This window comes from Solirubrobacter phytolaccae, from assembly GCF_027587195.1.
GTDB lineage: Bacteria > Actinomycetota > Thermoleophilia > Solirubrobacterales > Solirubrobacteraceae > Solirubrobacter > Solirubrobacter phytolaccae.
On record NZ_JAPDDP010000022.1, the window covers coordinates 21,891 to 47,636 of the forward strand.

Below are 25,746 nucleotides of genomic sequence, written 5' to 3' on the forward strand. Positions count from 1 at the left end.
ATCAGGCCGACGAGGCCGACCAGGAGACGCGCTCGAGCTCGCAGACGTCGAGCCGCTTGCCCGAGCGCGTGAGCACCACCCGCGTCTTGAACGTCCCGCTCCATGTCTCGACCCCCGCCGCATCGATCGTCCGGTGTGCCGTCACGGTGACCGTCTGGCGCGTGCGTCCGCCGCCCTTGAGGCGGTCGCGCACGACCACGGTGTCCGTCACGTCGTCGGCTGTCGAAGTCTTGAACGGTGGCTCCAGGCGAAAGATGTTCGGAAACCGGTAGTCCTTGCCGGAGCGGCACGGCGCGCTGTAGCCGATCCGGATCCGGGTGACCAGCCCGTCGGTGCCGGTGACGACCGTCGCGCGGCGCCCCTGTGAGGTCTTCCCTACATAGGACGTAGCCTCCGCCGTACCCACAAGCGCGAGCCAGAGGCATAGGCTCGCGATCGTGATGCGCTGGGCCATCGCCACAGCCTGCCTGATCTCGACGGGGATCGGCGTCGCCCTGCTCATCCGGGCGCCGGATGTGACGCGGCTCCCGCCCGGCGGCCGGTCGATCCTCTATATCGGCGTGATCATCGCGTGGGGCTTCGTCGCGGTCGGCGCGTTCGCGCACGCGCGCCGGCCGGACAACCGCACGGGCCGGCTGATGGTGATGACCGGCACGCTCGTCGCGGTGACCGGGCTGCAGTTCTTCGACGAGCCCGTGCTGTTCGCGATCGGCGCGCTGTTCGACACGGCCTCGATCTCGGCCCTCGTGCACCTGCTGATCGCGTTCCCGTCCGGCCGGGTGGAGGGGAGGTGGCCGCGTCGCGCGGTCGTCGCCGCGTACGCCGCGGCCGCGCTCCAGCTCCCCGCGCTGCTGGTCACGTCGTGCGGCGACTGCCCGGCCGGCAACCCGTGGCTGGTCCTGGACAGCGACGTGCTCTCCGCGCTCTTCACGCTGCCCCAGGTCACGCTGCTGCTGTTCATGCTCGTGTCGACGCTGGTGGTGCTGATCGGCCGCCGCCAGGCCGCGAGCCCGCTCCTGCGTCGCGGGCTGGAGCCGGTGCTGCTGCTCGGCGCCGCGATCCTCGTGCTCGGCGTCGCGACCGTGTTCGCGATCAGCTTCGACGCCGGCATCACGCAGGCGCTGCAGATCGCGTCCTTCTCCGCGTTCGCGCTCGTGCCCGCGGCCTTCCTGCTCGGCCTCGTGCGCACCCGCTTCTTCCGCACCGCCGCCGTCGGTCGCGTGATCGAGCGGCTGAGCCTGGACCCGCGCGGCATCCGTGACGCGCTCGCGATCGAGCTCAGCGACCCCACGCTCGACGTCCTGTACTGGGTCGACGGCGGCTACGTCCACCGCGACGGCCGCCCCGCGGAGGCCACCACGGAGACGCTGACCGAGATCGACCACGAGGGCCGCCGCGTCGGCGCCCTGACCCACTCGGCCGCGCTGAACGAGGAGCCGGAGCTGCTGCGCGAGGCGGCCGCGGCCGCGGCGCTGGCGCTCGAGAACCAGCGCCTGGAGGTCGAGCTGCGAGCGCGACTGGAAGCGCTCCGCGCCTCGCGCGCCCGCCTCGTCGAGGCCGGCGACGCCGAGCGGAGGCGGCTGGGCCGGGACCTCCACGACGGCGCCCAGCAGCGCCTCGTCGCGCTGATGATCGAGCTCCAGCTCGCCCGCGAGCACTTCGAGAGCGACCCCGCCAACGCCAAGGGCCTGATCGACAGCGCGTTCGCCAACGCGCAGGAGGCGGTGCACGAGCTGCGCGACCTGGCCGCCGGCATCCACCCGGCGGTGCTCTCCCAGCGCGGCCTCGACGCGGCGCTCGAGTCGCTCGCCAGTCGCTCCACCGTGCCGGTCGAGCTGGAGAGCGACCTCGCCGAGCGCCTCCCGAGCCCGGTCGAGACCGCCGCCTACTTCGTCGTCGCCGAGGCGCTCACCAACGTCGCCAAGTACGCCCACGCCACGCACGCCAAGGTCGAGGTCCGACGCGAGAACGGCCACGCCGTGATCGACATCCGCGACGACGGCATCGGCGGCGCGGACACGTCCACCGGCTCCGGTCTACGCGGCCTCAGCGACCGCGTCGGCGCGCTCGACGGCGCCCTCGAGATCCACTCCCCGACGGGCGCCGGCACCCACATCCGGGCTGTCATCCCAACCTAAAGCAACCTAAAGGGGTCAGACCCCTTTAACTTGCTTTAGGTTCGGCGGAGGAACTCGAGGACCGCCAGGACGCGGCGGTGGTCCTCGGCGCCGGCGGCCACGTCGAGCTTGCCGAAGATGTTCGTGACGTGCTTCTCGACGGCGTGGGGCGTGACGACGAGCTGCTCGGCGATGCCCTTGTTCGAGCGGCCCTCGGCCATCAGCTCCAGCACCTCGCGCTCGCGGGGCGTGAGCAGGTCGACCGGGTCGTCGCGGCGGCGCCGGCCGAGCATGTGCGCGACGACCGTCGGGTCGAGCACGGAGCCGCCCGCGGCCACGCGCCGCACCGCGTCCGCGAAGCCCGTGAAGTCGGTCACGCGGTCCTTCAAGAGGTACCCGACGCCCTCGGCGTTGTCGCCGATCAGGTCCACGGCGTAGCGCTCCTCCGCGTACTGGGAGAGCACCAGCACGCCGACCGAGGGAAGGGACGCGCGGATCTCCAGCGCCGCCCGCAGCCCGTCGTCGGTGTGGTCGGGCGGCATCTGCACGTCGACGATCGCCACGTCGGGCTTGTGCGCGGCGACCTTGCGCAGCAGGTCGGGTGCGTCCCCGGCCTCGGCCACGACCTCGAAGCCCGCGGCCACGAGCAGGCTCACGATCCCCTGGCGCAGCAGCGCCTGATCTTCACCGATGACGATTCTCACGGGTGAACCAACCGGGCAGCCGCTGACGCGGCGCCATCGGGGGTCACTTTGAATATCGCTTCGCGGATATTCACGGCGGTCCCAGCAACTCAATCAGACGCGGCGATGCCAGTTGCGCCTTCCCTACGAACCCGCGCGCGCCGGACCCGGCCAGCGCGTCCCCGAGCTCGTCCGCGTCCAACGTCGACACGAGCACGACCGTCGCGTCGAACGCGCCGGCCACCGACAGCCCGTCACCGTCGGGCAGGTTGACGTCCAGCAGCACGCAGTCGGGGCGCAGCTCGCGCGCCGCGGCCAGCCCGGCCGCCACGCTGTCGGCCACGCCCACGACCTCGTAGCCGCGCGCGTTGAGCAGCACCCGTGCCGTCGCCCGGAAGGCGGCGGAGTCGTCGACGACGAGCACGGAACGCGGCATGCCTCGAAAGCTAGACGTCCAGGACGTGCACGTTCGGGGGGTTCACCGGAGGTCTGCGACCGGGATGTCTGCACGCAGGGTCGTGCCGAGCCCGAGCGGGCTGTCGATCTCCAGCCGGCCACCGAGCGCCTCGACACGGTCCGAGAGCCCGCGCAGACCGGATCCACCGGTCGGATCGGCCCCGCCGAGGCCGTCGTCGGCGACCCCGATCAGCGCCCGGTCGCCCGCGCGCGAGACGCTGACGCGCACGATCGACGCCTGGGCGTACTTGGCGACGTTCGTGAGCGCCTCGCTGACGACGTAGTAGGCGGCGGCCTCGACCGGCCCGGGCAGGCGCTCCTCGAGGTCGACCTCCAGCTCGACCGGGATCGGCGCGCGGTCGGCGACCGCACGCACGGCGGGCTCCAGCCCGCGCTCGGTCAGCACCGCCGGGTGGATGCCGCGCGCGAGCTCCCGCAGCTCCTGCAGCGCGTGCGCGAGCTCCTCGCCCGCGCGACCGAGGTCGGGATCGTCCGGGTGGCGCCGCGCGGCCAGGCGCAGCATCAGCGCGAGCGAGACCAGGCGCTGCTGCGCGCCATCGTGCAGGTTGCGCTCGAGCCGCCGGCGCTCGGCGTCGCCGGCCTGGACGATGCGCGCCCGCGACGCCGCGAGGTCCTCCCGAGCCTGCGCGTTCGCGAGCGCCTGCGCGGCCAGCTCGGCGAAATAGGCGATCCGCTGCTCGGCACTGTCCGGGAACGGCCCGGCGCTCATCGAGGAGACGATCACCGCGCCCCACAGGGACCCGCCGAGGAACACCGGCGCGGCGACCACGGCCTGCACGCCGTAGTCGCGCATGATCCGCGCGAGATCGCCCTCGGCGCCCGCGTAGCTGTCCATTCGCGCGGCCTGCCCGGTCCGCCAGACGCGGGTGGCGGCGGTGTCGCCGTCCATCGGCATCCGCGTCCCGTGCCCGAGCACGTGCTCGGGCTTCAGCGCCCAGCCACCGACGATCTCACCCCCACGCCCGTCGGAGTCGAAGCGGAACATGTGGGCGGTCTCCGCCTCCAGCAGCTTGCCGACCTCCTCGCTGAGCAGGTCGAACAGCCGCGCCGGATCGCTGAACGCCGCGACCGCCGTCGCCACGCGCCGCAGCGCCGCCTGCTCGTCCGCGAGCCGGTGCAGCGCGGCCTCCGCGACGTTGCGCGCGGTCAGGTCCCGCAGGTAGCCGTAGAAGATGCGCTCGCCGGGGATCTCCGGCCGCGTCACGACCAGCTCGACCGGGAACTCGGTGCCGTCGCGGCGCATCGCGGTCAACTCCACGCGCCGGCCGACGATCGGTCCGCGCCCGGTCTTCAGGTAGCGCGAGAGGCCGTCTCGGTGGGCGTCGCGCAGGCTCTCCGGGATGATCAACGCGGCGAGCTCGCGCCCGACGATCTCCTCCGCCTTGTAGCCGAACGTGCGCTCGGCGGCGCGGTTGGCCGACAGCACGATGCCGTCGTCGTCCATCGTGAACACCGAGTCGAACGCGACGTCGAGCATCGCCTTCCGACGCGCTTCGAAGTCGCGCATCTCGCGCTCGGCCGCGCAGCGCTCGACGAACTGGGCGATCTGCACGCCCACGCTCTCCGCCGCGGCCATCAGGTCGTCGTCGGGCGGCGGCGTCCGGACGAGCAGCTCGCCCACGCCCGCGATCGGGATCGCCAGCAGCGCGCCGTCCCAGCGCACCTTGTGGCCGTTGAGGCTGCGCGCCAGCTTCCCGGGGAGCCGCGCGAACGCCGTCTCCTCGTCCGGGGAGGCGAGCGCGGCGGTGACCGCGCGCAGCAGCTCAGCCGGCCGCAACCGGGATCTCCGCCCGTAGCGTGGTGCCCGCGCCGGCGGGGCTGTCGATCTCGAACCGCCCGCCAAGCGCCTCGACGCGGTCGGCCAGCCCGCGCAGCCCGGTCCCGCCGCCCGGCGAGGCGCCGCCGACCCCGTCGTCGCGGACCTCGATCCGCGCGTGCGCGTTCGTGCGCTCCACGCCCACCGACACCTCGGACGCCTGCGCGTACTTGGCCACGTTGGTCAGCGCCTCGGCGACGACGTAGTACGCGGCCGCCTCCACCGGGCCCGGCAGCCGCTCGTCCAGGACCACGTTGAGCTCCACGGCCATCGGCGCGCGGTCGGCGACCGCACGCACGGCGGGCTCGAGGCCACGCTCGGTGAGCACGGCGGGGTGGATGCCGCGGGCCAGCTCGCGCAGCTCCTGCAGCGCGAAGTTGAGCTCCTCGCCGGCGCGGACGAGCTCGACGTCGTCGGGGTGGCGGCGCGACGCGAGCCGCAGCATCAGGGCGAGCGAGACGAGGCGCTGCTGCGCGCCGTCGTGCAGGTTGCGCTCCAGCCGCCGGCGCTCGTCGTCGCCGGCCTGGACGATGCGGGCGCGCGACGCCGCGAGGTCCTCCCGCGCCTGCGCGCTCGCGAGCGCCTGCCCCGCCAGCTCGGCGAAGCTGGTGATGCGCTGCTCCGCGCCGCGCGGGAACGGGTCGCCGGCGCCGCCGGAGACGATCACCGCGCCCCACAGCCGGCCCTCCTGGAAGATCGGCCCGGCCACGGCGGAGTTGTGCCCGAGCTGGCGCAGGCTGGCCGCGAGCTCTCCTTCGAGGTCCTCGTAGCTGTCCACCCGTGCGGGGGCGCCGGACCGGTACACGCGCGCCGACACGCTGTCGCCGCCGAGCGGCACGGTCGCGCCGACCTCGTGCACGGGGATGTCCGTGTCGTGCCAGCGCGCGAGGACCGTGGCCGTCTCGTCCTCGTTGAAGCGGATCATGTTCGCGCTGGGCGCGCGCAGCAGCCGGCCGACCTCTTCCGTGACCACCGCGAACGCGTTGCGCGGGTCGCTCTCGGTTGCGATCGCGGTCGCCACGCGCCGCAGCGCCGCCTGCTCGGTCGCGAGGTGGCGCAGCACGCGCTCGCGCTCGGAAGCGTCGGCGACGTTCGCCGCCACCGCCCGCTGGGCACGGCAGCGCTCGGCGAAGTGCGAGATCAGCAGCCCGAGGCTGTGCATCGTCTCGAGCAACATCGCGTCGGGCGCGACGCGGGCGCTGAAGTTCATGACTCCGATGCGCGGGACGTCGAAGCTGAGCCCTTCGTCGGGCGCGTCCGGCGGGTCACCCCACGCGTGGGCGCGGCGGTGCGTCGCGCGCGCCACCGGCAGCCACATCGCGCCGCCCGCGCTCCCGAGCGAGGTTCCGATCGCCTCGAGCAGCGCGGGATAGGCGTCGGCCTCGCCCTGCGCCTCCGCCAGAACGCGCACGACGACGTGCCCCGTGCGGAGCAGATCGGCAGCGTCAAGTGACTCGTGAGCGGGCACGCGCGCGCCAAGCTTGTCGACTCGCTGTCCCTTGATCAACTCTTGACTGAGGTTTTCGCTCAGCGGTGCCGATCCACCAGAAGGTGGCAGCGACCATGGCCGTACCCGAGTGGCGCACCGCAGTGCCTGCAGTGCTGGATCAGCCCGAGCGCATCCGCCCGGTCTTCCAGCCGATCTTCGACCTCCAGCGCGGAGTGGTCTGCGGGTTCGAGATGCTCGCCCGCTTCGACTCCGAGCTGCAGGCCGCGCCGGACAAGTGGTTCGCCGCGGCCGCCCAGCTCGGGATCGGTCACCAGCTCGAGGCCGCGCTGATCGCCCGCGGGCTGGAAGCGCGCCACCGCCTGCCCGAGAACTGCTTCCTCGCCGTCAACGTCGGCCCGGACGCGCTGCTGTCGGACACCGTCGGGGCCGTGCTCGCCGGGCAGGACCTCAGCCGGATCGTGGTCGAGGTCACCGAGGCCGCGCCGGTCGAGGACTACGACGCGCTGCTGCGCGCGCTCTCGGTGCTGCGGGATGCGGGCGCGATGATCGCCGTCGACGACGCGGGGGCGGGCTACGCGAGCCTCAACCACGTCATGCAGATCCGCCCGGACTTCGTGAAGCTCGACCGGGCGCTGGTCATGGACGTGGATCGCGATCCCGCCAAGCACGCGCTGGTCGAGACGTTCGGGGTCCTTGCCGGCCGGCTGGACGCGTGGCTGCTCGCCGAGGGCATCGAGCGCGACGGCGAGCGCGAGGTCCTGGCCGCGATGGGCGTGCCGCTGGCGCAGGGCTTCGGCCTCGGCCGCCCCGCCGCCGACATGCACGCCGGCCTGCGCGTCCCGGGCGCGCCCGCGGCGCCCGACGCGCTCAGCGCGCTGCTGTGCACCGCCTTCCCGGTACTCGGCGACGGTGAGCATCCGCCGGCGGGCAGCGAGGCGGCGGTCGTCGTCGACCGCCTGCTGCGCCCCGCCGCGCTGCTCACGCAGGGCCGTGAGGTGCGCCTGCCGATGACGGCGCTGGTCACCGATCAGCCCGCCGACGTCGCGCAACGCGCGCTCACCCGCACGAGCGTCGAGCGCTTCGACCCCATCTGCTGCATCGACGAACGGGGCCGCCTGATCGGGCTGCTCCCGTTCGAGCAACTCGTCCGCCATCTGGCCTCCACCGAAAGGACCCACCCATGAAGTCGTTCTCCTGCGGCGCCGTCGTCCCCGGCTGCACCGCCACCTTCCGCGGCGCCGACGACGGCGAGATCCTCGCCCAGGTCGCCCACCACGCCCGTCACGACCACGGCCTCACGGAGATCCCGGACGAGCTGGTCGGCGCGGTGCGCTCGCACATCCGCAGCGCATAGGAGGAACTCCTCGTACTACGGTGCACGGCCATGGCACGCAAAATTCGCGTCGTCGTGGCCAAACCCGGTCTCGACGGCCACGATCGCGGCGCGAAGATCATCGCGCGCGCATTACGGGACGCGGGCATGGAGGTCATCTACACCGGCCTCCATCAGACCCCTGAGCAGATCGTCGAGACGGTGCTGCAGGAGGACGCCGACGCCGTCGGCCTCTCGATCCTGTCCGGCGCCCACATGACGCTCGTCCCGCGCATCATCGAGCTGCTGCGCGAGCAGGAGGCGGGCGACGTCGTCGTCACCGTCGGGGGCACGATCCCCAACCAGGACATCCCGGAGCTCAAGAAGCTCGGCGTGGCCGAGGTGTTCACGCCGGGCGCGCCGACGCAGACGATCATCGACTTCATCGAGTCCACTGTGCGCGAGCGCACTTGAACTGTACCGTCCAGACGGTACAGTGGTGGCATGAAGACCATCAAGATCGCTGCTGCCGCCTTCTCGTCCATCGTCGGCTCCTTAGCCTTGCTGGGAGTCAATGACTCCCACGACCGGAACTAGGGACCGCCTCCTCGACGCCGCCGGCACCGTCGTCCATCGCGACGGTGCGCAGGCGCTGACGCTCGACGCCGTCGCCAAGGAGGCCTCGGTCTCCAAGGGCGGGCTGCTCTACCACTTCAAGTCCAAGAACGACCTCGTCCAGGCCATGGTGGACCGCTGGCTCAGCCAGTTCGGCGCCGAGATGGAAGAGGCCGACGAGGCCTTCGTGCGCGGCTACATCAAGGCCAGCACTCCTGATGAGCACGAGCTCGGGATGCTGGCCGCGCTCGTCGCCGATCCCTCGTTGCTGGTCGCGGTGCGCGACCAGTACGGCATCTGGCAGGATCGCGTCCAGCGCGAAGGGCGTGATCCAGTCGACGCCACCGTCGCGCGGCTCGCCGCCGACGGGCTCTGGCTCGCCGAGCTCCTCGGCATGGGACCTCCGACAGGTGAGTTGCGTGAGCGGGTACTCCAACGTTTGTTGGACCTGGCCGAACCACTGGATTGACTGGTCAGTCAATTGGCTACGATGGCCTCCGATCGTCTGAGTTCCTAGGAGTTGACCCTGTGAAGATCTGCGTCCTGGTCAAAGAGGTGCCGGACGCCGCCGTCGAGAAGCGCATCAACCCCTCGACGGGGCGGCTGGACAGAGGCGGGGAGAAGAACCTCAACCCGTTCGACACGCACGCCATCGAGGCGGCCATGCAGCTCAAGGAGGGCGGTGCCCTCTCGGTCGACGAGGTGGTGGCGGTCACGATGGGCCCGGAGAGCGCCAAGCGCGCGCTCACCAAGGCGGTGTCGCTGGGCGCGGATCGCTCCGTGCACCTGAGCGACGAGGCGCTGGCCGGCTCGGACGTCAACGGCACGGGCTACGCGCTCGCGCAGGTGCTCGCCTCCGAGTCGCCGGACCTGGTGCTGCTCGGCCAGCAGTCCGATGACGGCGAGTGCTACACGATCGGCGCCGTCGTCGCCGACCACCTGGCGATGCCGTCGCTCACGCAGGTGATCAAGATCGACGTCGAGGACGGTGCGCTGCGCTGCGAGCGTCAGGCCGAGTACGGCTACGACACCGTGCTGGTGGAGCTGCCGGCCGTGATCTCCGTCGGTGACGCGATCAACGAGCCGCGCTACCCGTCGCTGAAGGCGATCATGGGCGCCAAGAAGAAGCCGCTGGAGACCAAGGCGGCGGGCGAGGTCGGCATCGAGGCCGACCGCGTCGGCTACGACAACGCGCGCGCCCACTGCAGCGACTTCGCCGCCCCGCCGGCCAAGGCCGCGGGCCAGATCATCGAGGACGAGGACACCAACGAGACGGTCGAGAAGATCGTCGCGTGGCTGGACGAGAGGAAGCTTCTGGCATGAGTGGGATCCTGGTCTACGCGCTCCACTACGAGGGCGCGTTCAACAAGAACTCGCTCGGCGCCGTCTCCGAGGGCGCGCGCCTTGCGGCCGAGCTCGGCACCGAGTGCCACGCGATCGTCATCGGCGAGGGCGTCAGCGACGACCTCGCGGCGCAGCTGGGCAAGTACGGCGCGTCGAAGGTCTTCCGCGTCGAAGGGCCCGAGGGCCTCGCGCAGCCGGTCATCGACGCCATGGAAGCCGCGATCGCCGCGGGTGGGCACGAGTACGCGCTGTTCGGCGGCGGCCTGCTCGGCTTCGAGATCGGCGCCGGCCTCGCCGCGCGCCTGGACGCCGGCGTCTGCATGGAGGTCACGAACGTCCGCGTGGAGGACGGCAAGCTCGTCGCCGAGCGGCCGATCCTGCAGGACTCGCAGATCTCGTCCGTCCACTACCGCTCGGGCGTCGGCGTGATCATCAGCCGCCTCAACGCGTTCGAGATCAAGGAGACCGGCGGCACCGCCACGGTCGAGGACCTCGCCGTCGAGTTCAAGGCGCACTCGCTGAAGGCGAAGATGGTCCAGCGCGGCGAGCAGCGTGGCGCCGACGTGAACATCGAGGACGCGAACATCCTCGTCGCCGGTGGCCGCGGCCTGGGCAAGAAGGAAGGCTTCGACGCGCTCGAGGAGCTGGCCGGCGCGCTCGGCGGTGCCGTCGCGGCGACGCGCGCGGTGGTCGACGCGGGCTGGTACTCGTACTCCGCGCAGATCGGCCAGACGGGCAAGACCGTGTCGCCGAAGCTCTACCTCGCGGCGGGCATCTCCGGTGCGATCCAGCACAAGGTCGGCATGCAGGCGAGCGAGAACATCGTCGCCATCAACAAGGACTCCAACGCCCCGATCTTCGAGTTCTCCGACCTCGGCATCGTCGGCGACCTCAACAAGATCGTGCCCAAGCTCACCGAGGCCGTGAAGGCGAAGAAGGGGTCCTAGTGGCTCACGCCCCGATCGAGTTCCCGCCGCCGGTCGACTCGGCGGCGGAGTTCGTCGGCCCGCCGACGGACGACCCGGATGAGCGCATCGAGGTCGGCGTCGCGATCGTCGGCGGCGGGCAGGCCGGGCTGGCCTGCGCGATCCGCCTGCTGCAGCTGCTGGCCGACGACGAGGAGCTGACCGAGCGCCTCGGCGAGGTGCCGGTGGCCGTGATCGAGAAGGGGCGGGTCGCGGGGGCGCACCAGCTCTCCGGGGGCGTGATGAACCCGAGCGCGATCCGGGAGCTGCTCCCGGACGACGACTCGTGGCCGCACTACGGCGAGGTCAAGCGCGAGACGGTGTACTTCATGCCGAATCGCAAGCGCGCGATCCCGCTCAAGCCGACGCCGCCGCCGTTCAAGAACCACGGGAACTACGTGGTCTCCGTCGCCGAGCTCAACCGCTGGCTGGGCGAGAAGGCAGAGGAGATGGGCGCCTACATCCTCACCGAGACCACGGGCCAGAAGCTCCTCGTGGACGAGGGCAAGGTCGTCGGCGTCCGCACGGGCGACAAGGGCCGCGACAAGGCCGGCGGTGAGAAGGGCAACTTCGAGCCGGGCAGCGACGTCATGGCCCAGGCCACGGTGCTCGCCGAGGGCTGCTGGGGTCACCTCACCGGCGCGGCGCTGAAGGCGCTGGACCTCGCGCCGAAGGACCCGCAGGTGTGGGCGCTCGGCGTCAAAGAGGTCTGGGAGATCGAGCAGCCGTTCGAGAAGGTCGTCCACACGCTCGGCTGGCCGCTGCGCGCGGGCGCCAAGTGGAAGGAGTTCGGCGGCTCCTGGATCTACGGCATGAACCGCGAGGGCGAGACGCCGAAGGTCTCGATCGGCTTCGTCACCGGCCTGGACTGGACCGACGCGCGCTTCTCCGTCCACGACGTGCTGCAGGAGTTCAAGCTCCACCCGCTCGTCAAGAAGATCCTCGGTGACGGCAAGCGCGTCGCCTGGGGCGCGAAGGCGATCCCCGAGGGCGGCTACTGGGCGATGCCCAAGCTGCACGCGCCGGGCATGGTCATCGCCGGTGACGCGGGCGGCATGGTCAACGTGCCCAAGCTCAAGGGCATCCACTACGCGATCGAGTCGGGCCGCCTGGCCGCGGAGACGATCTACCGCCAGCTCAAGGACGGCTCGTCGGACTTCAAGGGCTACGAGGACGCGGTCTACAAGTCCAAGATGGGCCAGGAGCTCTACGAGTCGCGCAACATGAAGCAGCCGTTCGGCAAGGGCCTGGTCGTCGGCGGCGCGCTCACGAACGCGATGGTCCTGACCAAGGGCCGCTTCCCGGGCGGCCACTGGGCGACGCACCGCGACTCGGAGGCGCCGCTGCGCTACTCGGGCCGCGAGGAGCGCTACCCGAAGCCGGACGGCAAGTACACGTTCGACAAGCTGAGCGGCGTCTTCCTCACCGGCAACGCCACCCGTGACGACGCGCCGTCGCACATCAAGCTCCAGCAGCGCGTCCCGCGTGAGGTCGCCGACGCCTGGACCTACATGTGCCCGGCCGGCGTCTATGAGGTGCCGGAGGACGCACCGGAGGAGGGGATGGTCGACCTGATCGTCAACCCCTCCAACTGCGTCCAGTGCGGCGCCATCACCGCCAAGGGCGGCCGCCTGACGCCCCCTGAGGGCGGAGACGGTCCCGTCTACCAGATCACCTGACAGCGTTTGCGCCGCCGCGCCATTGTGGGCGGCGCGCCTTCACTGGTTGACTGCAGCGCGACCGGCTGCGTCTATTCGCCGCGAGTGATCGGCACGCCCGACGCCGGGCCTTCGTGTTGGCGTGGTAAACAACCGGCCCATCGCCTTCACCAAGCAAGTGAGCAGTTCGCGCGCGTATGTCATCGTTGGATTCGAACCCTCGGCATCAGTCACACCGGTCGGGAGTAACTTGCTGGAGCGCCTCCGGTGAGGTACCTTCGGAGATGCGCCTGCGGAGGCGTTCCAGCGATGTCGCGGCCCATGCCCGCGGCGGTTACGCGGAGAAGCGGCAACGACGCCCGCGCGCCATCAGCACGGTGATCAACGATGACGTGGCATGGGCGTCGTTCTCGGAGGTCATTGTGTCAAGAGGCCCGAATCGACAGTTGCAACGCGATGCGCGGAGGCTCCAAAGGGAGTTGCGTATCCCGTATCAGAAGGCACTCGCAGTGGCTCGTCGCCAGGCGAGCGCTCCTCTCGCTTCATCGCTGCCGGGAGGATCGAACTTCTCGGGCGCGATCGCGCCGCCCACGTCTCGGCGTACGTGCTGGTGGTGCGGCAGGGAGGGGCCACTCACCCTCGAGCACGTGATTCCGAAGTGGATGATGCACTCGCTGCACGGGGCCGGGAAGCTCGATCACGAGTACACGGACTACGGAGCCGATAGTCCTACCCTTCAATGGAGTGCGGTTCGGCCTGACTTCAAGGCCAAGGTTGTTTGCGAGAGCTGCAACAACGGCTGGATGTCGGCTCTCGAGGTCGATGCGCAGACGCTGGTGACATCGCTGATGCGAGGAACACCGCAGACTCTTCGACCTGCTGAGGCGGCGGTTCTGGCCCGATGGGGCGCGAAGACAGCACTCATGTTTCAGGCCTTGGAGCCTCTGGTGAACCGGGTTGTCCCGGCCGAGCTATACCCGCAGTTTCGGCGGTCGTCCACGCTCCCATCCACCGTGCGTGTTTGGGCAGGTCGTGTACAGGCTCTAGGGGCGTTCCAGCACGCTTTCGGCGGCAAGATTGCACACCGTGGTCGGCACGCCCGGATGTTCACTTCATTGGTCGCCTTCGATCGTCTGACGCTGATGGTCATGGGATCGCGCGACGCCGGGCTAGTTCAGGCGCTGGAAATCGGTCATCTCGGCAATGCGTGGGTAGAGGTTGGCCCTTTGCGTGAGGCGGTCGACTGGCCGGCCCATTTCACGTTTGATACGACCAATTTCATGGCGATGCCTCAGCTGCTGCCGGAGTTGGCGATGATCCCTCCGGGAGCCCTGCTGGGCCCGACAACCTAGGCTCCGGGCGATCGCCGTCGCCAGTCGTACCGCGACGTACGCGATGCGACGGATCGACGAGGCGGGGTGCTCGCTGCGACGACCGGCGTCGGCGCTCCACGAGAGTCGCCTCGACTCTCGACGTGCTCGAAGGTCACCAACGCGAAGACACAGGATGAATCGCAGGTGTGTCACCAGCCGAGCGTGCCTGCTGGGCCCTTGAACGGGCCCACCAGGTCGCTGGTGATCCAGCCGCCGTAGAAGTCGCTCTCCTGCGCTTCGATGCGCTCGTCGTCGAGGTACGCGGCGTCCACCCGGCCCGGGTAAAAGGCGATGTGGTCCTTGAGCGCCTCGTAGCCCGGGGTCGGGCTGAGGTAGGTCCACGCGACCGGTTTGGCGTCCGGGCGGTCGACGGCGTAGAAGTAGTGCGCGCGGCCCTTGAACTCACACCAGCTGGTGCGGGAGTGGCTGCGCACCAGCCAGCCGTCCACGACGTCGTGGGGCGGGATGTAGATCACCGGCGGGTGGCTCGTCTCCAGCACGCGCAGCGCGCGCGTGGAGTCCGCGATCGTCTCGCCGCCCAGCTCGACCCGTGCGCGTCGTGCGCAGGGCTCGACCGCCGGCGGCCGCGGGTAGTCCCAAACACGTTCCATCATCCACCAGTACGCTTCGGCCGATGACACGGCTCATCCGCGGGGGGCGCGTGGTCACCGCGACCGACGCGTTCGACGCCGACGTCCTGATCGATGGAGAGACGATCGTGGCGGTCGGCACCGGCCTTTCCGGCGACGAGGAGATCGACGCCTCCGGCTGCCTCGTGCTGCCGGGCTTGGTCGACAACCACACGCACCTCTCGATGCCGTTCGGCGGCACGTGGAGTTGCGACGACTACACGACGGGCACCGCGGCGGCCGCCGCGGGCGGGACGACGTCGATCGTCGACTTCTGCATCCAGTACGTCGGCGGGTCGCTCAAGGACGCGCTGGCGGAGTGGCACGGCCGCGCCGACGGCGCGGCGCACATCGACTACGGCTTCCACTGCGCGATCACCGACGCGCGGCCCGAGGTCGTGGCCGAGATGGAGCAGTGCGTGGCCGACGGCGTGACGTCCTTCAAGGTCTTCATGGCCTACAAGGGCGCGCTGATGGTCGACGACGAGCAGTTCATCGCCGTGCTCGAGCAGACCGGGAAGACCGGCGGGCTCGTGATGGTGCACTGCGAGAACGGCGACGCCGTCGTGCGCTACCAGAAGGAGGCGCTCGAGGCCGGGGACACCGACCCGAAGTTCCACGCGTCCACGCGGCCGCCGGAGGTCGAGGGCGAGGCGACGTCACGCGCCATCCGGCTCGCCGAGTGGACCGGCCGGCCGCTCTTCGTCGTGCACGTCACGTGCGAGGAGGCGGTGAAGGAGATCCAGGCCGCGCGCGACCGAGGGCTTCCCATCTTCGGCGAGACCTGCATCCAGTACCTCTACCTGACCGTCGACGACCTGGACCGGCCGGGCTTCGAGGGCGCCAAGTACGTCTGCTCGCCGCCGCTGCGCGAGGCCTACAACCAGCACGTGCTCTACCAGGCGCTGCGCCAGGGCGCGCTCCAGGGCATCAGCACCGACCACTGCCCGTTCAACTTCAAGGAGCAGAAGGAGCTCGGGCTCGGCGACTTCACGAAGATCCCGAACGGGCTCCCGGCGATCGAGCACCGGCTGACGCTGCTCTACGACCGCTCCGTGCGCGGCGGTCACATGGACATCGTCGACGTCGTCCGCCACGGGTCGTGGGGCCCGGCGCGGATCTTCGGCCTCGACAAGAAGGGCGCGATCGCCCCGGGCTTCGACGCCGACATCGTCGTCTTCGACCCCGAGGTCAAGCACACGATCAGCGCCGAGACGCACGTCATGAACGTCGACTACGACCCGTTCGAGGGCTGGGAGGTGCAGGGCAAGCCGCGCTTCACCCTCTCTCGCGGCGAGACGGTCTACGCGGACGGCAAGATCATCTCCGAGCCCGGCCGCGGCCGCTTCCTCAAGCGCTCCCTGTTCGAGCCCGCGATGGGTTAGCAGGTCACCGGCTTCGCCGTTCCGGGCGGCACGCACCGGGTCGCGATCAGCGGCTTCTTGCCCGCCCGGACGGTGAGGACCTTGACCGCGGCGATCGCGTTCGGCTTGGACACCGTGACCGTGATCTTGTCGCCCGCCCTGAGCGGCTTCTTGATGAACTTCGCGAGCGTCACGGTTCCGAACGCCTTGGTCTTGGTGAAGCCCTTGCCCTTCAGACCCGAGGGGCAGCCCTTGCCGGCGCACGTGACCTTGACGGTCGCGTCGAGCGGCACGTTCTTGACCTGCAGCGACGAGAACTTCGTCGTCCTCTTGCCGGCCTTGACGAAGAACGCGAGCGTGACGAGGACCTGCTCGGTCTTCGGCGCGGGGTTCACCACGACCGGCGGGGTCGGGGCGGCGGCCGGGAAGGCGAAGACGACCCAGTTGCGCGCGACGGCGGCGCCGACGTTGCCGGCGGCGTCGACGGCGCGGACCTCGAAGCGGTGCGGGGCGGCGCTCAGGTTCTCGAGCGTGATGCCGGACGCGCAGGGCGCGAAGCCGGCGCTGTCGAGCTGGCACTCGAACGTCCCGACCTCGCTGGAGGAGAAGACGAACGTCTCGCGGTTGACGGCCTGCAGCGCGCCTTCGCCCGGGCCGGCCGCGCCGAGCGTGGCGGTCGGCGCGACCGTGTCGACCGTCCAGGTGTAGATCGCGGGCACGGCGTCCAGCTCCGTGTTGTCGCGAGCCCGCACGCGGAACGTGTGCGTGCCGTCGGCCAGGTTCGACAGCGTGATCGAGCCGCGATTGTCGCCCGGGTTCTTGTTCCCGCAGCCCGCGAAGGCGGGCAGGTCGAGCCTGCAGTCGAACGAGAGGCCGGTCACCGACGAGAACACGAACGTCGGGTTCTTGTCGTTGGAGCTCGCGGCGGGCGTGCTCACCAGCGCCGTGTCGAGGATCCGGAACGAGATCGCCGTCGTCAGCGCGCCGGGGGTGCCGTTGATGTCGAAGCCGCGGACGCGAAAGGTATGCGCGCCTTCCGCGAGCGTCGCGGTGTGCGAGCCCAGGCCGGAGCAGGGGCGGGCGGTGCCGTCGATCACGCACTCGGCGGCGGTCAGCGTCTCGTCCGTCGTCCAGGACACCGTGACCGTGCGGTCGGTGACGGTGGAGAGCGTGGCGACGGGCGCGCCGAGCGTCGGCCCGGTGGAGTCCGTGAAGACCGCGCGCGGCGCGAACGAGGACGAGCCCGCGGAGCCGTCGACCATCACGCACTGACTGCCCTGCCCCGCGCAGCCGGTGCCGTCCCAGCGCGTGAAGGTCCCGTTGCCGGTCGGTGTGGCGTTGAGCACGAGGATCGTGTTCCCGACGATGGTTCCGCACGGCGTGAGCGTCCCGTTGGTCACTCCGGACCGCGCGCAGCCACCCGAGCCGCTGGTGATCGAGCCGGCGCCCGAGATCGACGCCGAGACGTTGATCGTCCCGGCCGACGCCGGGGCAGCGAAGACGAGGCCGGCGAGGAGCACGGCGAGAACCTTGAGCAAGTGGGCCACGCCGGTGATCGTCGCGAGGCGGCTGGGGCACCGCCCGCGACCTTCGTCTAGTACGGTCCGGCGGTGCTCGATTTCGGTGTCACCGTTCTGCCCGATCCGCCGTTCCAGCGGCTCGTCGACCTCGTCGTGAAGGCCGAGTCACTGGGCTTCGACTCGGGCTGGACCTACGACTCCCCGATCCTCTGGCAGGAGCCGTACCCGCTCATCACGCTGCTCGCCGACCGCACGTCGACCATGCGGATCGGCATGTGCGTGACCAACCCGGTCACGCGCGAGCCGGCCGTGACGGCCTCCGCCCACGCGACCCTGCAGGACATCTCCGGCGGCCGCATGGTCATGGGGATCGGCCGCGGCGACAGCGCCGTGCGCGTGATGGGGCGCAAGCCCACGCCGATCGCGATGTTCGAGCAGCGCTGCGCGATGATCAAGAACTTCATGAACGGCCGCCCGGTGGACTGGGAGGGCACGGAGATCCAGCTCAAGTGGGCGCAGGACAAGCCGGAGATCCCGCTCTACGTCGCCGCGTACGGGCCGCGCGCGCTGGGCGTCGCCGGGCGGGTGGCGGACGGCGTGATCATCCAGCTCGCCGACCCCGCGATCATCGAGTGGACGATGGCCACGGCGCGACGCGCGGCCGAGGAGGCCGGGCGTGATCCGGCCGCGCTGCGCTGCCTGGTGTGCGCGCCGTCGAAGGTCACCGACGACATCGCCCAGGCGCGCGACGAGGTGCGCTGGTTCCCGGCGATGGTCGGCAACCACGTCGCCGACATCATCCGCGTGCACGGCGAGACGTCCGACATCCCGCGCGAGCTCACGGACTACATCAAGCAGCGCGACGCCTACGACTACAAGGACCACTCGCGCGTGGGCGCGGCGCACGGCTCGTTCGTCAGCGACGAGATCTGCGATCGCTTCACCGTGATCGGCTCGGCCTCTCAGGTCGTGGAGCGCCTGAAAGGCCTGGAGGCGATCGGCGTCGACGAGTGGATCGTCTACCTGATGACCGAGGGCCAGGACGAGACGCTCGAGGCCTACGGCTCGGAGATCATCCCCGCGGTCAAGTCGTAGAGCCGGCCGTAGGCCCGGAGGGCGACGCGCAGGTCTTCCTCCTTGGTGTCCTCGGTCGGGTTGTGGCTGACGCCGTCGATGCTGGACGAGAACACCATCACGGTCGGGTAGCGGCGGGCGACCTCGGCGGCGTCGTGCAGCGCGCCGGATGGCAGCCGTGGCGGGTCCTCGTCGCCGGTGATCTCGCCGACGGCCTGCGCGGCGAGGTCGACCAGCCGCGAGTCGAACGGGATCGGGTCGATCTGCCAGATCCGCTTCCACTCGACGCTCACGCCGTCCTCGTCCGCGATCCGGTCGGCCGCGGCCTTCACATCGGCGAGCATGTCCTTCAACTGCTCGGGCGTGAACGCGCGCTGGTCGAGCGTGACCTCGCAGCGCTGGTTGATGATCGTCGGGATGCCGGGCTCGGCGGTGACGGTGCCGATCGTGGCCACGCCGCCGCGCTCGATCGCGCTCTCCCGCGCCGCCAGGCCGAACCGGGCCGCGGCCAGGAAGGCGTCGCGGCGCAGGTTCATCGGGGTCGAACCCGCGTGGCTGGCCTTGCCGGTGAAGGTGATGCTGTGGCGCTCGACGCCGAAGCAGCCGATCACCGCCGCGGCGGGCTTGCCGGCCTCCTCCAGCCGCGGACCCTGCTCGATGTGGAGCTCCAGGTAGGCGGCGATCTCCGGCAGCTCCGCCTCGCCCATCGTGTCCAGGTCGACGCCGTTCTCGGCCAGCGCGTCCGGGAGCGTGATGCCCTGCGCGTCCTTGAGGTGGCGCACCTCGTCGGGCACGAGCGTGCCGGCGGCGGCGCTCGAACCCAGCAGGGAGCGTCCGAAGCGCGCGCCCTCCTCGTCGGCCCAGTCGATCAGCTTCAGCGTCACCTTCGGCGTCTCGCCCTTGTGCGCGCGCAGCACCTCGAGCGCGGCGCACACGCCCAGGCAGCCGTCCAGCCAGCCGCCGTGCGGGACGGCGTCGATGTGCGAGCCGACCACGACGATCTTCTCGCTCTCGCCGGGGACCGTCGCCCACAGGTTCCCGGCGACGTCGCGCTCCACCGACGCGTCGGTCTCCTCGAGCTTCTTGAGCAGCCACTCGCGCGCGGTGCGCCAGTCCTCGCTCCAGGCGAGCCGGCGCGCGCCTTCGGGCCCGCCGGTCAAGTCCGCGAGCTCCTTCAGGTCAGTGAGCGAACGTTCCCAGTCGTAGGAGGGCATAGGCGCAACTTACGCGACGTTCGTGGGTTTTGTGGCTCGCATGATTCGCTGGAGGCGCATCATCGGGCTCTGCGTTGCCCTGTTCTGCCTGGTCACGCCGGCGGCGAACGCCGCTGGGCTCGGCAAGGCCACGCTGGGCAGTTGCGACCCGAAGGCCGGCACGGCCGTCTTCCAGGGGCGCATGGCCGCGTTCCGCGAGAGCAAGATGCAGCTGAAGTTCACGCTGCAGGTGTCCGCCGCGGGCGCGAAGTGGCGCACGGTCGAGGCCGACGGCTTCGGCGAGTGGATCAGCATCCCGGGCGGCTTCGCCAAGTACACGTACGACAAGACGGTCGAAGGGCTGCTGCCGGGCTCGAACTACCGCACGCTGGTGAACTTCCGCTGGCGCAATGCCAAGGGGCGCACGATCAAGAGCGAGCGCGCGACGTCGCCGGTCTGCAAGGTGCCCGACTCGCGACCGGACCTGGTCCTGCGCGACGTCGCCGACGACTCGGCGGGCTACGTCGCGCAGGTCGTCAACCGGGGCCGCTCGGCCGCCGGCCCGTTCGACGTCTCTTTCATCGTCGGCGGCGTCCCGCTGGGCAGCGCGCGGGTCGCCGGACTGGCGCCGGGCGAGTCGATCGACGTGTTCATGCCCGGCGCGGCCTGCACGGACGGCGAGGCGCTCGAGGCGGTCGTCGACCCCCGCTCGGAAGTGGACGAGGCCAACGAGGAGAACGACTCCCTCACGGCCTCCTGCTGACCTTGAACACCGGCCTACACTAAGAAGAACGATGAAGACCGAGATCCACCCCGAATACGCAGTCGCGAACGTTCGGTGCACCTGTGGGAACGAGTTCGTGACTCGCTCCACCAAGGGCGACATCAGCGTCGAGATCTGCTCCAACTGCCATCCGTTCTACACCGGCAAGCAGAAGCTTGTCGACACGGGTGGACGCGTCGAGCGCTTCCAGCGCAAGCTGGCCAAGTCCGGCGCCGCGCGTAACAAGAGCTAGCGGAGCGCTTTGGCGCTTCAGGCGCGCTCCGGGCTGCCGATCACCTAGGTGTGAGCAACAGCCCGGAGCAGCGCGATGCCCCCGTCGGCGGTCAAGCCGTCCTCGAGGGCGTGATGATGCGCGGCGTCTCCACCTGGTCGGTGGCGACCCGCGGCAAGGACGGCGAGATCGCCGTCGAGACCCATCCGGTCGTGTCCTGGGTGACGCGCTCTCGCGCGCTCCGCTGGCCGGTCGTCCGCGGCGTCGTCGCGCTCGCGCAGTCGATGTCGATCGGCTTCAAGGCGCTCGAGATCAGCGCCAACGCGCAAGAAGACCCGGACGCCCCGCCGATCGGCAAGGGCACTTGGGCGTTCACGATCGTCGCCGCGCTGGCGCTGGCGACGGGGCTCTTCTTCGCCGTCCCGGTGCTGCTGACCAGCCTGATCAAGGAGCAGCTCGGCTCCGCGTGGCTGTTCTGGCTCGTCGAGGGCGTCGTCCGCACGGTCATCTTCCTCGGCTACATCTGGATGCTGGCGCGCGCGAAGGATCTCTTCCGGCTCTTCCAGTACCACGGCGCCGAGCACAAGACGATCTCGTGCTACGAGGCCGGGCAGGACCTGACCGTCGAGAACGTGCAGCGCTTCGGGCGCCTGCATCCCCGCTGCGGCACGTCCTTCCTGCTCGTGGTGATGGTCGTCGCGATCTTCGTCTTCGCGCCGGTCGGCCTTCCGGCCTGGTGGATCCTGCTGCTGACGCGCGTGATCGGCGTGCCGCTGGTCGCCGGCGTCTCCTTCGAGCTGATCAAGTTCGCGGGGCGCAACCGCGGCCGCGCGTGGGTCCAGCTGATCATCTGGCCGGGCATGCAGCTGCAGAAGCTGACCACGCGTGAGCCCGAGGACGACCAGGTCGTCGTCGCCATCACGGCGCTGGAGGCGGTGCTCGCGGTCGAGGATCCTCGAAGCGCTTCGGAAGAGGCGCGCGTGGGGGTTGAAGTAGCCGCCTAGACTTGGACTCGAGATGATCGAGTCCCTCGTCGAGCAAATCGAAGCGCGCTTCACCGAAGCTGAGGCGTCGATGTCCGACCCCGACGTGATCGGAGATCGTGAGCGCTTCGCCGAGGCCGGACGGGCGTACAACCGCCTGGCGCCCGCGCACAAGCTGGCGGGGGAGTGGCGGCTGGCGCAGTCGGACGCCGAGGGCGCGAAGGAGATGCTCGAGGAGGGCGGCGAGGACGCGGACATGCGCGCCGAGCTGGAGGACGCCCGGGCGCGGATCGAGCGCCTGGAGGAGGAGCTCCGGCTCGCCATGGTCGAACGGGACCCCAACGACGACAAGAACGTCATCGTCGAGATCCGGGGCGGCGCGGGCGGCGACGAGGCCGGCATCTGGGCCGGCGACCTGTTCCGCATGTACGAGCGGTTCGCGGCCCGGCTGGGCTACAAGTTCGAGACGATGAGCGCGGACGACGGCGCGTACACGTTCGAGATCAAGGGCGACAGCGCCTACTCGATCTTCAAGTTCGAAGGCGGCACGCACCGCGTGCAGCGCGTGCCCGAGACCGAGTCGCAGGGGCGCATCCACACGTCTACGGCGACGGTCGCGGTGCTGCCCGAGGTCGAGGACGTCGAGGTCGAGGTCAACCAGAACGACCTGCAGATCGACGTCTTCCGCTCCTCCGGGCCGGGCGGCCAGTCGGTGAACACGACGGACTCGGCCGTGCGCATCACGCACAAGCCGTCCGGGATCGTGATCTCGATGCAGGACGAGAAGTCCCAGCTGCAGAACCGCGAGCGGGCGATGAAGCTGCTGCGCGCGAAGCTCTACGAGGCCGAGCTGCAGAAGCAGCAGGACGCGCTGTCGGCGGAGCGCAAGTCGCAGGTCGGCACCGGCGACCGCGCGGAGAAGATCCGCACCTACAACTATCCGCAGCGCCGGATCACCGACCACCGCATCAACCTGACCGTCCACAACCTCGAGGCCGTGCTGGCCGGCGAGCTGGACGACATCAGCGCCGCGCTGCAGGACGCCGAGAAGCGCCGGCGGCTCGAAGAGCAAGCGGTCGGGTGACCCGCGCGGGCACTCCGGTCCGCGACGCGCTCGACTCCGCGACGATCCCGCTGACCGCGGCGGGCTGCGACACGCCGCGGCTCGACGCGGAGGTGCTGCTCGCGGCGGCTTTGGGCATCTCGCGCCTCGAGCTGATCACCGACTCGCGGCGGGACGTGGCGGGGCCGGCCGCGCGCGTGTTCATGGACTCCGTGCGCCGGCGCCGCGAGCGCGAGCCAGTCGCCTACATCACGGGCCGCAAGGGCTTCCGCCACATCGAGCTGGCGGTGGACCGGCGCGTGCTGATCCCGCGGCCGGAGACCGAGTTCGTGGTCGAGGCGGCGTTGTCGTTGCCGTCGGGGGCGCGGGTCGTGGATGTGGGAACCGGCTCGGGCGCGATCGCGCTGGCGTTGAAGCACGAGCGGCCGGACCTGGACGTGGTCGCGACGGACGTGTCCGAGGACGCGCTCGACGTCGCGCGCCACAACGCGCTGCGGCTCGGGCTGGACGTCACGTTCGTCGCGGGGGACCTGTGGGCCGGGCTCGAGGCGGACGCGGTGGTGTCGAACCCGCCGTACGTGGAGACCGGTTCCCGGCTGATGCCCGACGTCGGCATGTTCGAGCCGCACGGCGCGCTGTTCGCCGGCGAGGACGGCCTCGACGTGATTCGCCGGCTCGTGGCCGCGCCGGTGCCGTTCCTCGCGCTCGAGCACGGCCTGGGCCAGGCCGACGCGATCGAGGCGCTGCTGCGCGAGGCCGACTTCGACGACGTGTCACGGGTCCGGGACCTCGCGGGCATCGAACGCGTCGCGGTGGCGCGCCGCGAGGCCGCGGCGTGATGTCGCCCGACGACGCGGCCGCGCTCGGCGCGTGCGTTGCCGCGGGCGGCGTCGCCGTCTTCCCCGCCGACACCGTGTACGGGCTCGCGTGCGACCCCGACAACGCGGACGCGATCGCGCGGCTCTACGCGCTCAAGGGGCGTGCGCCCGACAAGCCGTCGGCGACGATGTACTTCGACGTGGAGTCGGTGCCGAAGGTGGGCGAGCGCACCGACGCGGCCGTCACCCGGCTGCTTCCCGGCGGCGTGACGCTGATCCTGCCCGGCGGACTCGGCGTGCGCGTGCCGTTCCTCGCGCCGGTCGGCCGGCCGATCATGCAGTCCTCGGCGAACTTCTCCGGCGGCCCGGACGCGCGGCGGCTCGAGGACGTCCCGGCGGAGATCCGCGCGGCGGCCGACCTCGTGCTCGACGGCGGCGAGCTCCCCGGCACGCCTTCCACCGTGATCGACCTGCGCGCGTACGAAGCGACGGGCGACTGGTCGATTCTGCGCCAGGGCGCCGTCCCCGCGGATGTGGTTGCCGCGTCAATAAAGACCCAGGGCCTTTAGGTTCGGCCTGCGACGCCGTCCCCGCGGATGTGGTTGCGGCGTCAATAAACGTCCAGGACGTTTAACTTTCGGACCTCCCCGGCGGCGGTGCGCGTAGTCGGGGCATGCGCCTCACACTCCCGCTCGCCGCGGCGTTGCTCGTGCCGGCCGTGGCACATGCGTCCGGCGGCGGCATGAGCGCCAACTGGGGCGGCCAAGGCGCGAGCGCGCCGGGCCGCGTGTACACCTACGTGACGCTCCCGACCGAGCGCGGCACGCTCGTCGCCGCCGTGCAGCGCTGGAGCGGCGAGATCGACCGCTGGCGCCACTTCTCCGGCCGCTACGGCGTGCCGCAGGTCGGCTACGACGGCTCGATGACCGGGCTGTCCGCGGATGGCCGGGTGCTCGTGCTTACCGAGATTCCGCGCACGTTCCCGATCCGCCGGACGAGGCTCCTGATCATGAACCCGACCCGCTTCCACCGGATCGAGCGGTTCTCGTTCCCCGGCTGGTACAGCGTCACCGCGATCTCGCCGCACGGCCGCTACGTCTACCTGCAGCGCTACACCGCACCGTCGCGGGACCCGAGCCGCTCGGAGGTGGTCGTCTTCGACCGCGGGAACCCCGGCGCGCCGGAAGCGATCTCGGCGCCCGCCTCCGGCCTGCCGACCGCCCGTGCCACCGACGGCCGCTGGGCCTACACCCTCAACCAGGGCGACGCGTCGTGGGTGCAGGCGCTCGACACCGTCACCCAGCGCGTGCGCCGCTTCGAAGTCCCGAGGCTGCGCGGGAACGACCTGGTGCGGCTGCGCCTCAACGGCAACCGGTTGCGCGTCGGCAAGACGGTCACGCTCACCGTGCCGGGGGCTTGAACGTCTGCGCATTGCCCTTGGTCCAGCCGACGAGCACCGTCTGCGGCCGCGCGTCGAACTCCATCTTGACCTTGACCAGGCGCTGGGAGACGTCCCTCGAGCATTGCGTTCTCGGCGCGACCTCGACGCTCAGCACCCGGGCCGACGCGGCCGTCGGCTCGATCTGGACGGCGTCGAGCAGCGCCTGGCGGCGCGCGAGTGCCGCGGCGTCGGCGGGCAGCGCGTCGAACGGGAACACGCCGACGCACCGCCTGCCGCCGGCCCAGCGCTGCCGCTTGCCGTACTGCTGGATGCGGCGGACGTCGTCGGCGTCCGTCCACGACAGGTACGCCAGCTTGTCGGGATTCACGGCGGCGATCACGTTGTCCTGCGCCATCGCGGACACCATCTGCGCGGTGTCCCGGTAGTCGAGGCGGATGTCGCGCACGCCGTCCGGGACCAGCAGCGTCAGGGACTCGGCGGTCCGCGCCGCGACCCGTGCGCCGGCGACGACCAGCTCGGCGGGTGCGCAGCTGCCGGTGATCTGGTCCCCGTCGCGCTGCGTGATGCACACGGAGCCGGTGGTGGTCGCGAGCACGTAGGCGCCGCTGACCCTCCGCGTGAGCGCCGGGTCCAGGTTGCCCTCGGTCATCGCCGACGCCATCGTCTCGGGCAGCGTGCGGTCCAGATACGTCTGCGGGCGCGCGAACACCGAGAACGTGCGCGCGAGCGGTGTGCTCGCGGGCGTGAGGTCACGCTCGGGCGACGAAGGCTGTGCGAGCACGAACACGACCGCCGCGGCCGCGATGGCGAACGTCGGCACGGCCGCGCCGACCGTGCGACGGCGCCGACGGCGCCGCTCACCCGCGCGCACCAACGCGTCTCGAAGGGCCGGCAT

Annotated in this window: 27 protein-coding genes; 18 read left to right on the top strand and 9 right to left on the bottom strand. The window is 70.9% G+C overall.

The window, feature by feature from the left end:
• Window position 1: 1 nt before the first annotated feature.
• Window positions 2-454 (bottom strand): hypothetical protein, encoded by a 453-nt coding sequence (locus OJ997_RS14200; protein ID WP_270025773.1) that lies wholly within the window; start codon window positions 452-454, stop codon window positions 2-4.
• Between OJ997_RS14200 and OJ997_RS14205 the strand changes: the two genes are divergently transcribed.
• The gene (locus tag OJ997_RS14205; protein ID WP_270025774.1) at window positions 441-2,138 is read left to right on the top strand and encodes a sensor histidine kinase; all 1,698 of its coding nucleotides are present in this window, start codon (window positions 441-443) and stop codon (window positions 2,136-2,138) included. The genes OJ997_RS14200 and OJ997_RS14205 overlap by 14 nt on opposite strands.
• A gap of 35 nt (window positions 2,139-2,173) precedes the next feature.
• Here OJ997_RS14205 and OJ997_RS14210 read toward each other — a convergent pair whose 3' ends face one another.
• From OJ997_RS14210 to OJ997_RS14225, 4 genes are all read right to left on the bottom strand, one after another.
• Window positions 2,174-2,821: a response regulator gene (locus OJ997_RS14210; protein WP_270025775.1), complete on the bottom strand. Its 648-nt coding sequence runs from the start codon at window positions 2,819-2,821 to the stop codon at window positions 2,174-2,176.
• Window positions 2,822-2,891: 70 nt separating this feature from the next.
• A complete protein-coding gene (locus tag OJ997_RS14215) occupies window positions 2,892-3,236 on the bottom strand; it encodes a response regulator (RefSeq protein ID WP_270025776.1) in 345 nt (114 codons plus the stop codon).
• Between the two features lie 42 nt (window positions 3,237-3,278).
• Complete coding sequence (locus OJ997_RS14220; protein WP_270025777.1) at window positions 3,279-5,054, bottom strand: PAS domain S-box protein; 1,776 nt, start codon at window positions 5,052-5,054, stop codon at window positions 3,279-3,281.
• Window positions 5,041-6,561 carry a GAF domain-containing sensor histidine kinase gene (locus OJ997_RS14225; RefSeq protein WP_270025778.1) on the bottom strand — a complete coding sequence of 507 codons (1,521 nt, stop codon included), beginning with the start codon at window positions 6,559-6,561 and terminating at the stop codon, window positions 5,041-5,043. The genes OJ997_RS14220 and OJ997_RS14225 overlap by 14 nt, the downstream gene beginning before the upstream one ends.
• 95 nt (window positions 6,562-6,656) lie before the next feature.
• Here OJ997_RS14225 and OJ997_RS14230 point away from each other — a divergent pair, with 95 nt between their 5' ends.
• From OJ997_RS14230 to OJ997_RS14265, 8 genes are all read left to right on the top strand, one after another.
• On the top strand, window positions 6,657-7,727 hold the full coding sequence (locus OJ997_RS14230) for an EAL domain-containing protein (protein WP_270025779.1): 1,071 nt from the start codon (window positions 6,657-6,659) through the stop codon (window positions 7,725-7,727).
• Window positions 7,724-7,897, top strand: a complete 174-nt coding sequence (locus OJ997_RS14235; protein ID WP_270025780.1) for a DUF1059 domain-containing protein — start codon at window positions 7,724-7,726, stop codon at window positions 7,895-7,897. The genes OJ997_RS14230 and OJ997_RS14235 overlap by 4 nt, the downstream gene beginning before the upstream one ends.
• A 30-nt stretch (window positions 7,898-7,927) precedes the next feature.
• A complete protein-coding gene (locus tag OJ997_RS14240; protein ID WP_270025781.1) occupies window positions 7,928-8,329 on the top strand; it encodes a cobalamin B12-binding domain-containing protein in 402 nt (133 codons plus the stop codon).
• 100 nt (window positions 8,330-8,429) lie between these two features.
• Window positions 8,430-8,939 carry a TetR/AcrR family transcriptional regulator gene (locus tag OJ997_RS14245; RefSeq protein ID WP_270025782.1) on the top strand — a complete coding sequence of 170 codons (510 nt, stop codon included), beginning with the start codon at window positions 8,430-8,432 and terminating at the stop codon, window positions 8,937-8,939.
• 59 nt (window positions 8,940-8,998) lie between these two features.
• The gene (locus OJ997_RS14250) at window positions 8,999-9,793 is read left to right on the top strand and encodes an electron transfer flavoprotein subunit beta/FixA family protein (protein WP_270025783.1); all 795 of its coding nucleotides are present in this window, start codon (window positions 8,999-9,001) and stop codon (window positions 9,791-9,793) included.
• The gene (locus OJ997_RS14255; protein WP_270025784.1) at window positions 9,790-10,761 is read left to right on the top strand and encodes an electron transfer flavoprotein subunit alpha/FixB family protein; all 972 of its coding nucleotides are present in this window, start codon (window positions 9,790-9,792) and stop codon (window positions 10,759-10,761) included. Before OJ997_RS14250 ends, OJ997_RS14255 begins: the two co-directional genes overlap by 4 nt.
• The gene (locus OJ997_RS37565) at window positions 10,761-12,458 is read left to right on the top strand and encodes an electron transfer flavoprotein-ubiquinone oxidoreductase (RefSeq protein WP_270025785.1); all 1,698 of its coding nucleotides are present in this window, start codon (window positions 10,761-10,763) and stop codon (window positions 12,456-12,458) included. The genes OJ997_RS14255 and OJ997_RS37565 overlap by 1 nt, the downstream gene beginning before the upstream one ends.
• Window positions 12,459-13,084: 626 nt before the next feature.
• Entirely contained in the window at window positions 13,085-13,789 is a 705-nt protein-coding gene (locus OJ997_RS14265; protein WP_270025786.1) for a hypothetical protein, read from the top strand.
• A gap of 170 nt (window positions 13,790-13,959) precedes the next feature.
• Here OJ997_RS14265 and OJ997_RS14270 read toward each other — a convergent pair whose 3' ends face one another.
• Window positions 13,960-14,424, bottom strand: a complete 465-nt coding sequence (locus OJ997_RS14270; RefSeq protein ID WP_270025787.1) for a DUF427 domain-containing protein — start codon at window positions 14,422-14,424, stop codon at window positions 13,960-13,962.
• 20 nt (window positions 14,425-14,444) lie between these two features.
• On the opposite strand from OJ997_RS14270, the gene hydA reads away from it, so the two are divergent.
• Window positions 14,445-15,824, top strand: a complete 1,380-nt coding sequence (gene hydA, locus OJ997_RS14275) for a dihydropyrimidinase (RefSeq protein ID WP_270025788.1) — start codon at window positions 14,445-14,447, stop codon at window positions 15,822-15,824.
• Here hydA and OJ997_RS14280 read toward each other — a convergent pair.
• The gene (locus tag OJ997_RS14280; protein WP_270025789.1) at window positions 15,821-17,350 is read right to left on the bottom strand and encodes a hypothetical protein; all 1,530 of its coding nucleotides are present in this window, start codon (window positions 17,348-17,350) and stop codon (window positions 15,821-15,823) included. The genes hydA and OJ997_RS14280 overlap by 4 nt on opposite strands.
• Window positions 17,351-17,413: 63 nt before the next feature.
• On the opposite strand from OJ997_RS14280, the gene OJ997_RS14285 reads away from it, so the two are divergent.
• Window positions 17,414-18,418: a TIGR03842 family LLM class F420-dependent oxidoreductase gene (locus OJ997_RS14285; protein WP_270025790.1), complete on the top strand. Its 1,005-nt coding sequence runs from the start codon at window positions 17,414-17,416 to the stop codon at window positions 18,416-18,418.
• Here OJ997_RS14285 and OJ997_RS14290 read toward each other — a convergent pair.
• Entirely contained in the window at window positions 18,382-19,611 is a 1,230-nt protein-coding gene (locus OJ997_RS14290; protein WP_270025791.1) for a Zn-dependent hydrolase, read from the bottom strand. The genes OJ997_RS14285 and OJ997_RS14290 overlap by 37 nt on opposite strands.
• Before the next feature lie 40 nt (window positions 19,612-19,651).
• Here OJ997_RS14290 and OJ997_RS14295 point away from each other — a divergent pair, with 40 nt between their 5' ends.
• From OJ997_RS14295 to OJ997_RS14325, 7 genes are all read left to right on the top strand, one after another.
• The gene (locus OJ997_RS14295) at window positions 19,652-20,353 is read left to right on the top strand and encodes a CARDB domain-containing protein (protein WP_270025793.1); all 702 of its coding nucleotides are present in this window, start codon (window positions 19,652-19,654) and stop codon (window positions 20,351-20,353) included.
• Between the two features lie 31 nt (window positions 20,354-20,384).
• A complete protein-coding gene (rpmE, locus tag OJ997_RS14300) occupies window positions 20,385-20,606 on the top strand; it encodes a 50S ribosomal protein L31 (protein ID WP_270025794.1) in 222 nt (73 codons plus the stop codon).
• Between the two features lie 50 nt (window positions 20,607-20,656).
• A complete protein-coding gene (locus OJ997_RS14305; RefSeq protein WP_270025795.1) occupies window positions 20,657-21,589 on the top strand; it encodes a DUF1385 domain-containing protein in 933 nt (310 codons plus the stop codon).
• Between the two features lie 13 nt (window positions 21,590-21,602).
• Window positions 21,603-22,652, top strand: a complete 1,050-nt coding sequence (gene prfA, locus OJ997_RS14310; protein ID WP_270025796.1) for a peptide chain release factor 1 — start codon at window positions 21,603-21,605, stop codon at window positions 22,650-22,652.
• Window positions 22,649-23,470, top strand: a complete 822-nt coding sequence (prmC, locus tag OJ997_RS14315; RefSeq protein WP_270025797.1) for a peptide chain release factor N(5)-glutamine methyltransferase — start codon at window positions 22,649-22,651, stop codon at window positions 23,468-23,470. Before prfA ends, prmC begins: the two co-directional genes overlap by 4 nt.
• Window positions 23,470-24,018, top strand: coding sequence for an L-threonylcarbamoyladenylate synthase (locus OJ997_RS14320; RefSeq protein WP_270025798.1), 549 nt, complete (start codon window positions 23,470-23,472; stop codon window positions 24,016-24,018). Before prmC ends, OJ997_RS14320 begins: the two co-directional genes overlap by 1 nt.
• Window positions 24,019-24,122: 104 nt before the next feature.
• The gene (locus tag OJ997_RS14325; RefSeq protein WP_270025799.1) at window positions 24,123-24,869 is read left to right on the top strand and encodes a hypothetical protein; all 747 of its coding nucleotides are present in this window, start codon (window positions 24,123-24,125) and stop codon (window positions 24,867-24,869) included.
• On the opposite strand, the gene OJ997_RS14330 is transcribed toward OJ997_RS14325, so the two are convergent.
• Window positions 24,850-25,746, bottom strand: a complete 897-nt coding sequence (locus OJ997_RS14330) for a hypothetical protein (RefSeq protein ID WP_270025800.1) — start codon at window positions 25,744-25,746, stop codon at window positions 24,850-24,852. The genes OJ997_RS14325 and OJ997_RS14330 overlap by 20 nt on opposite strands.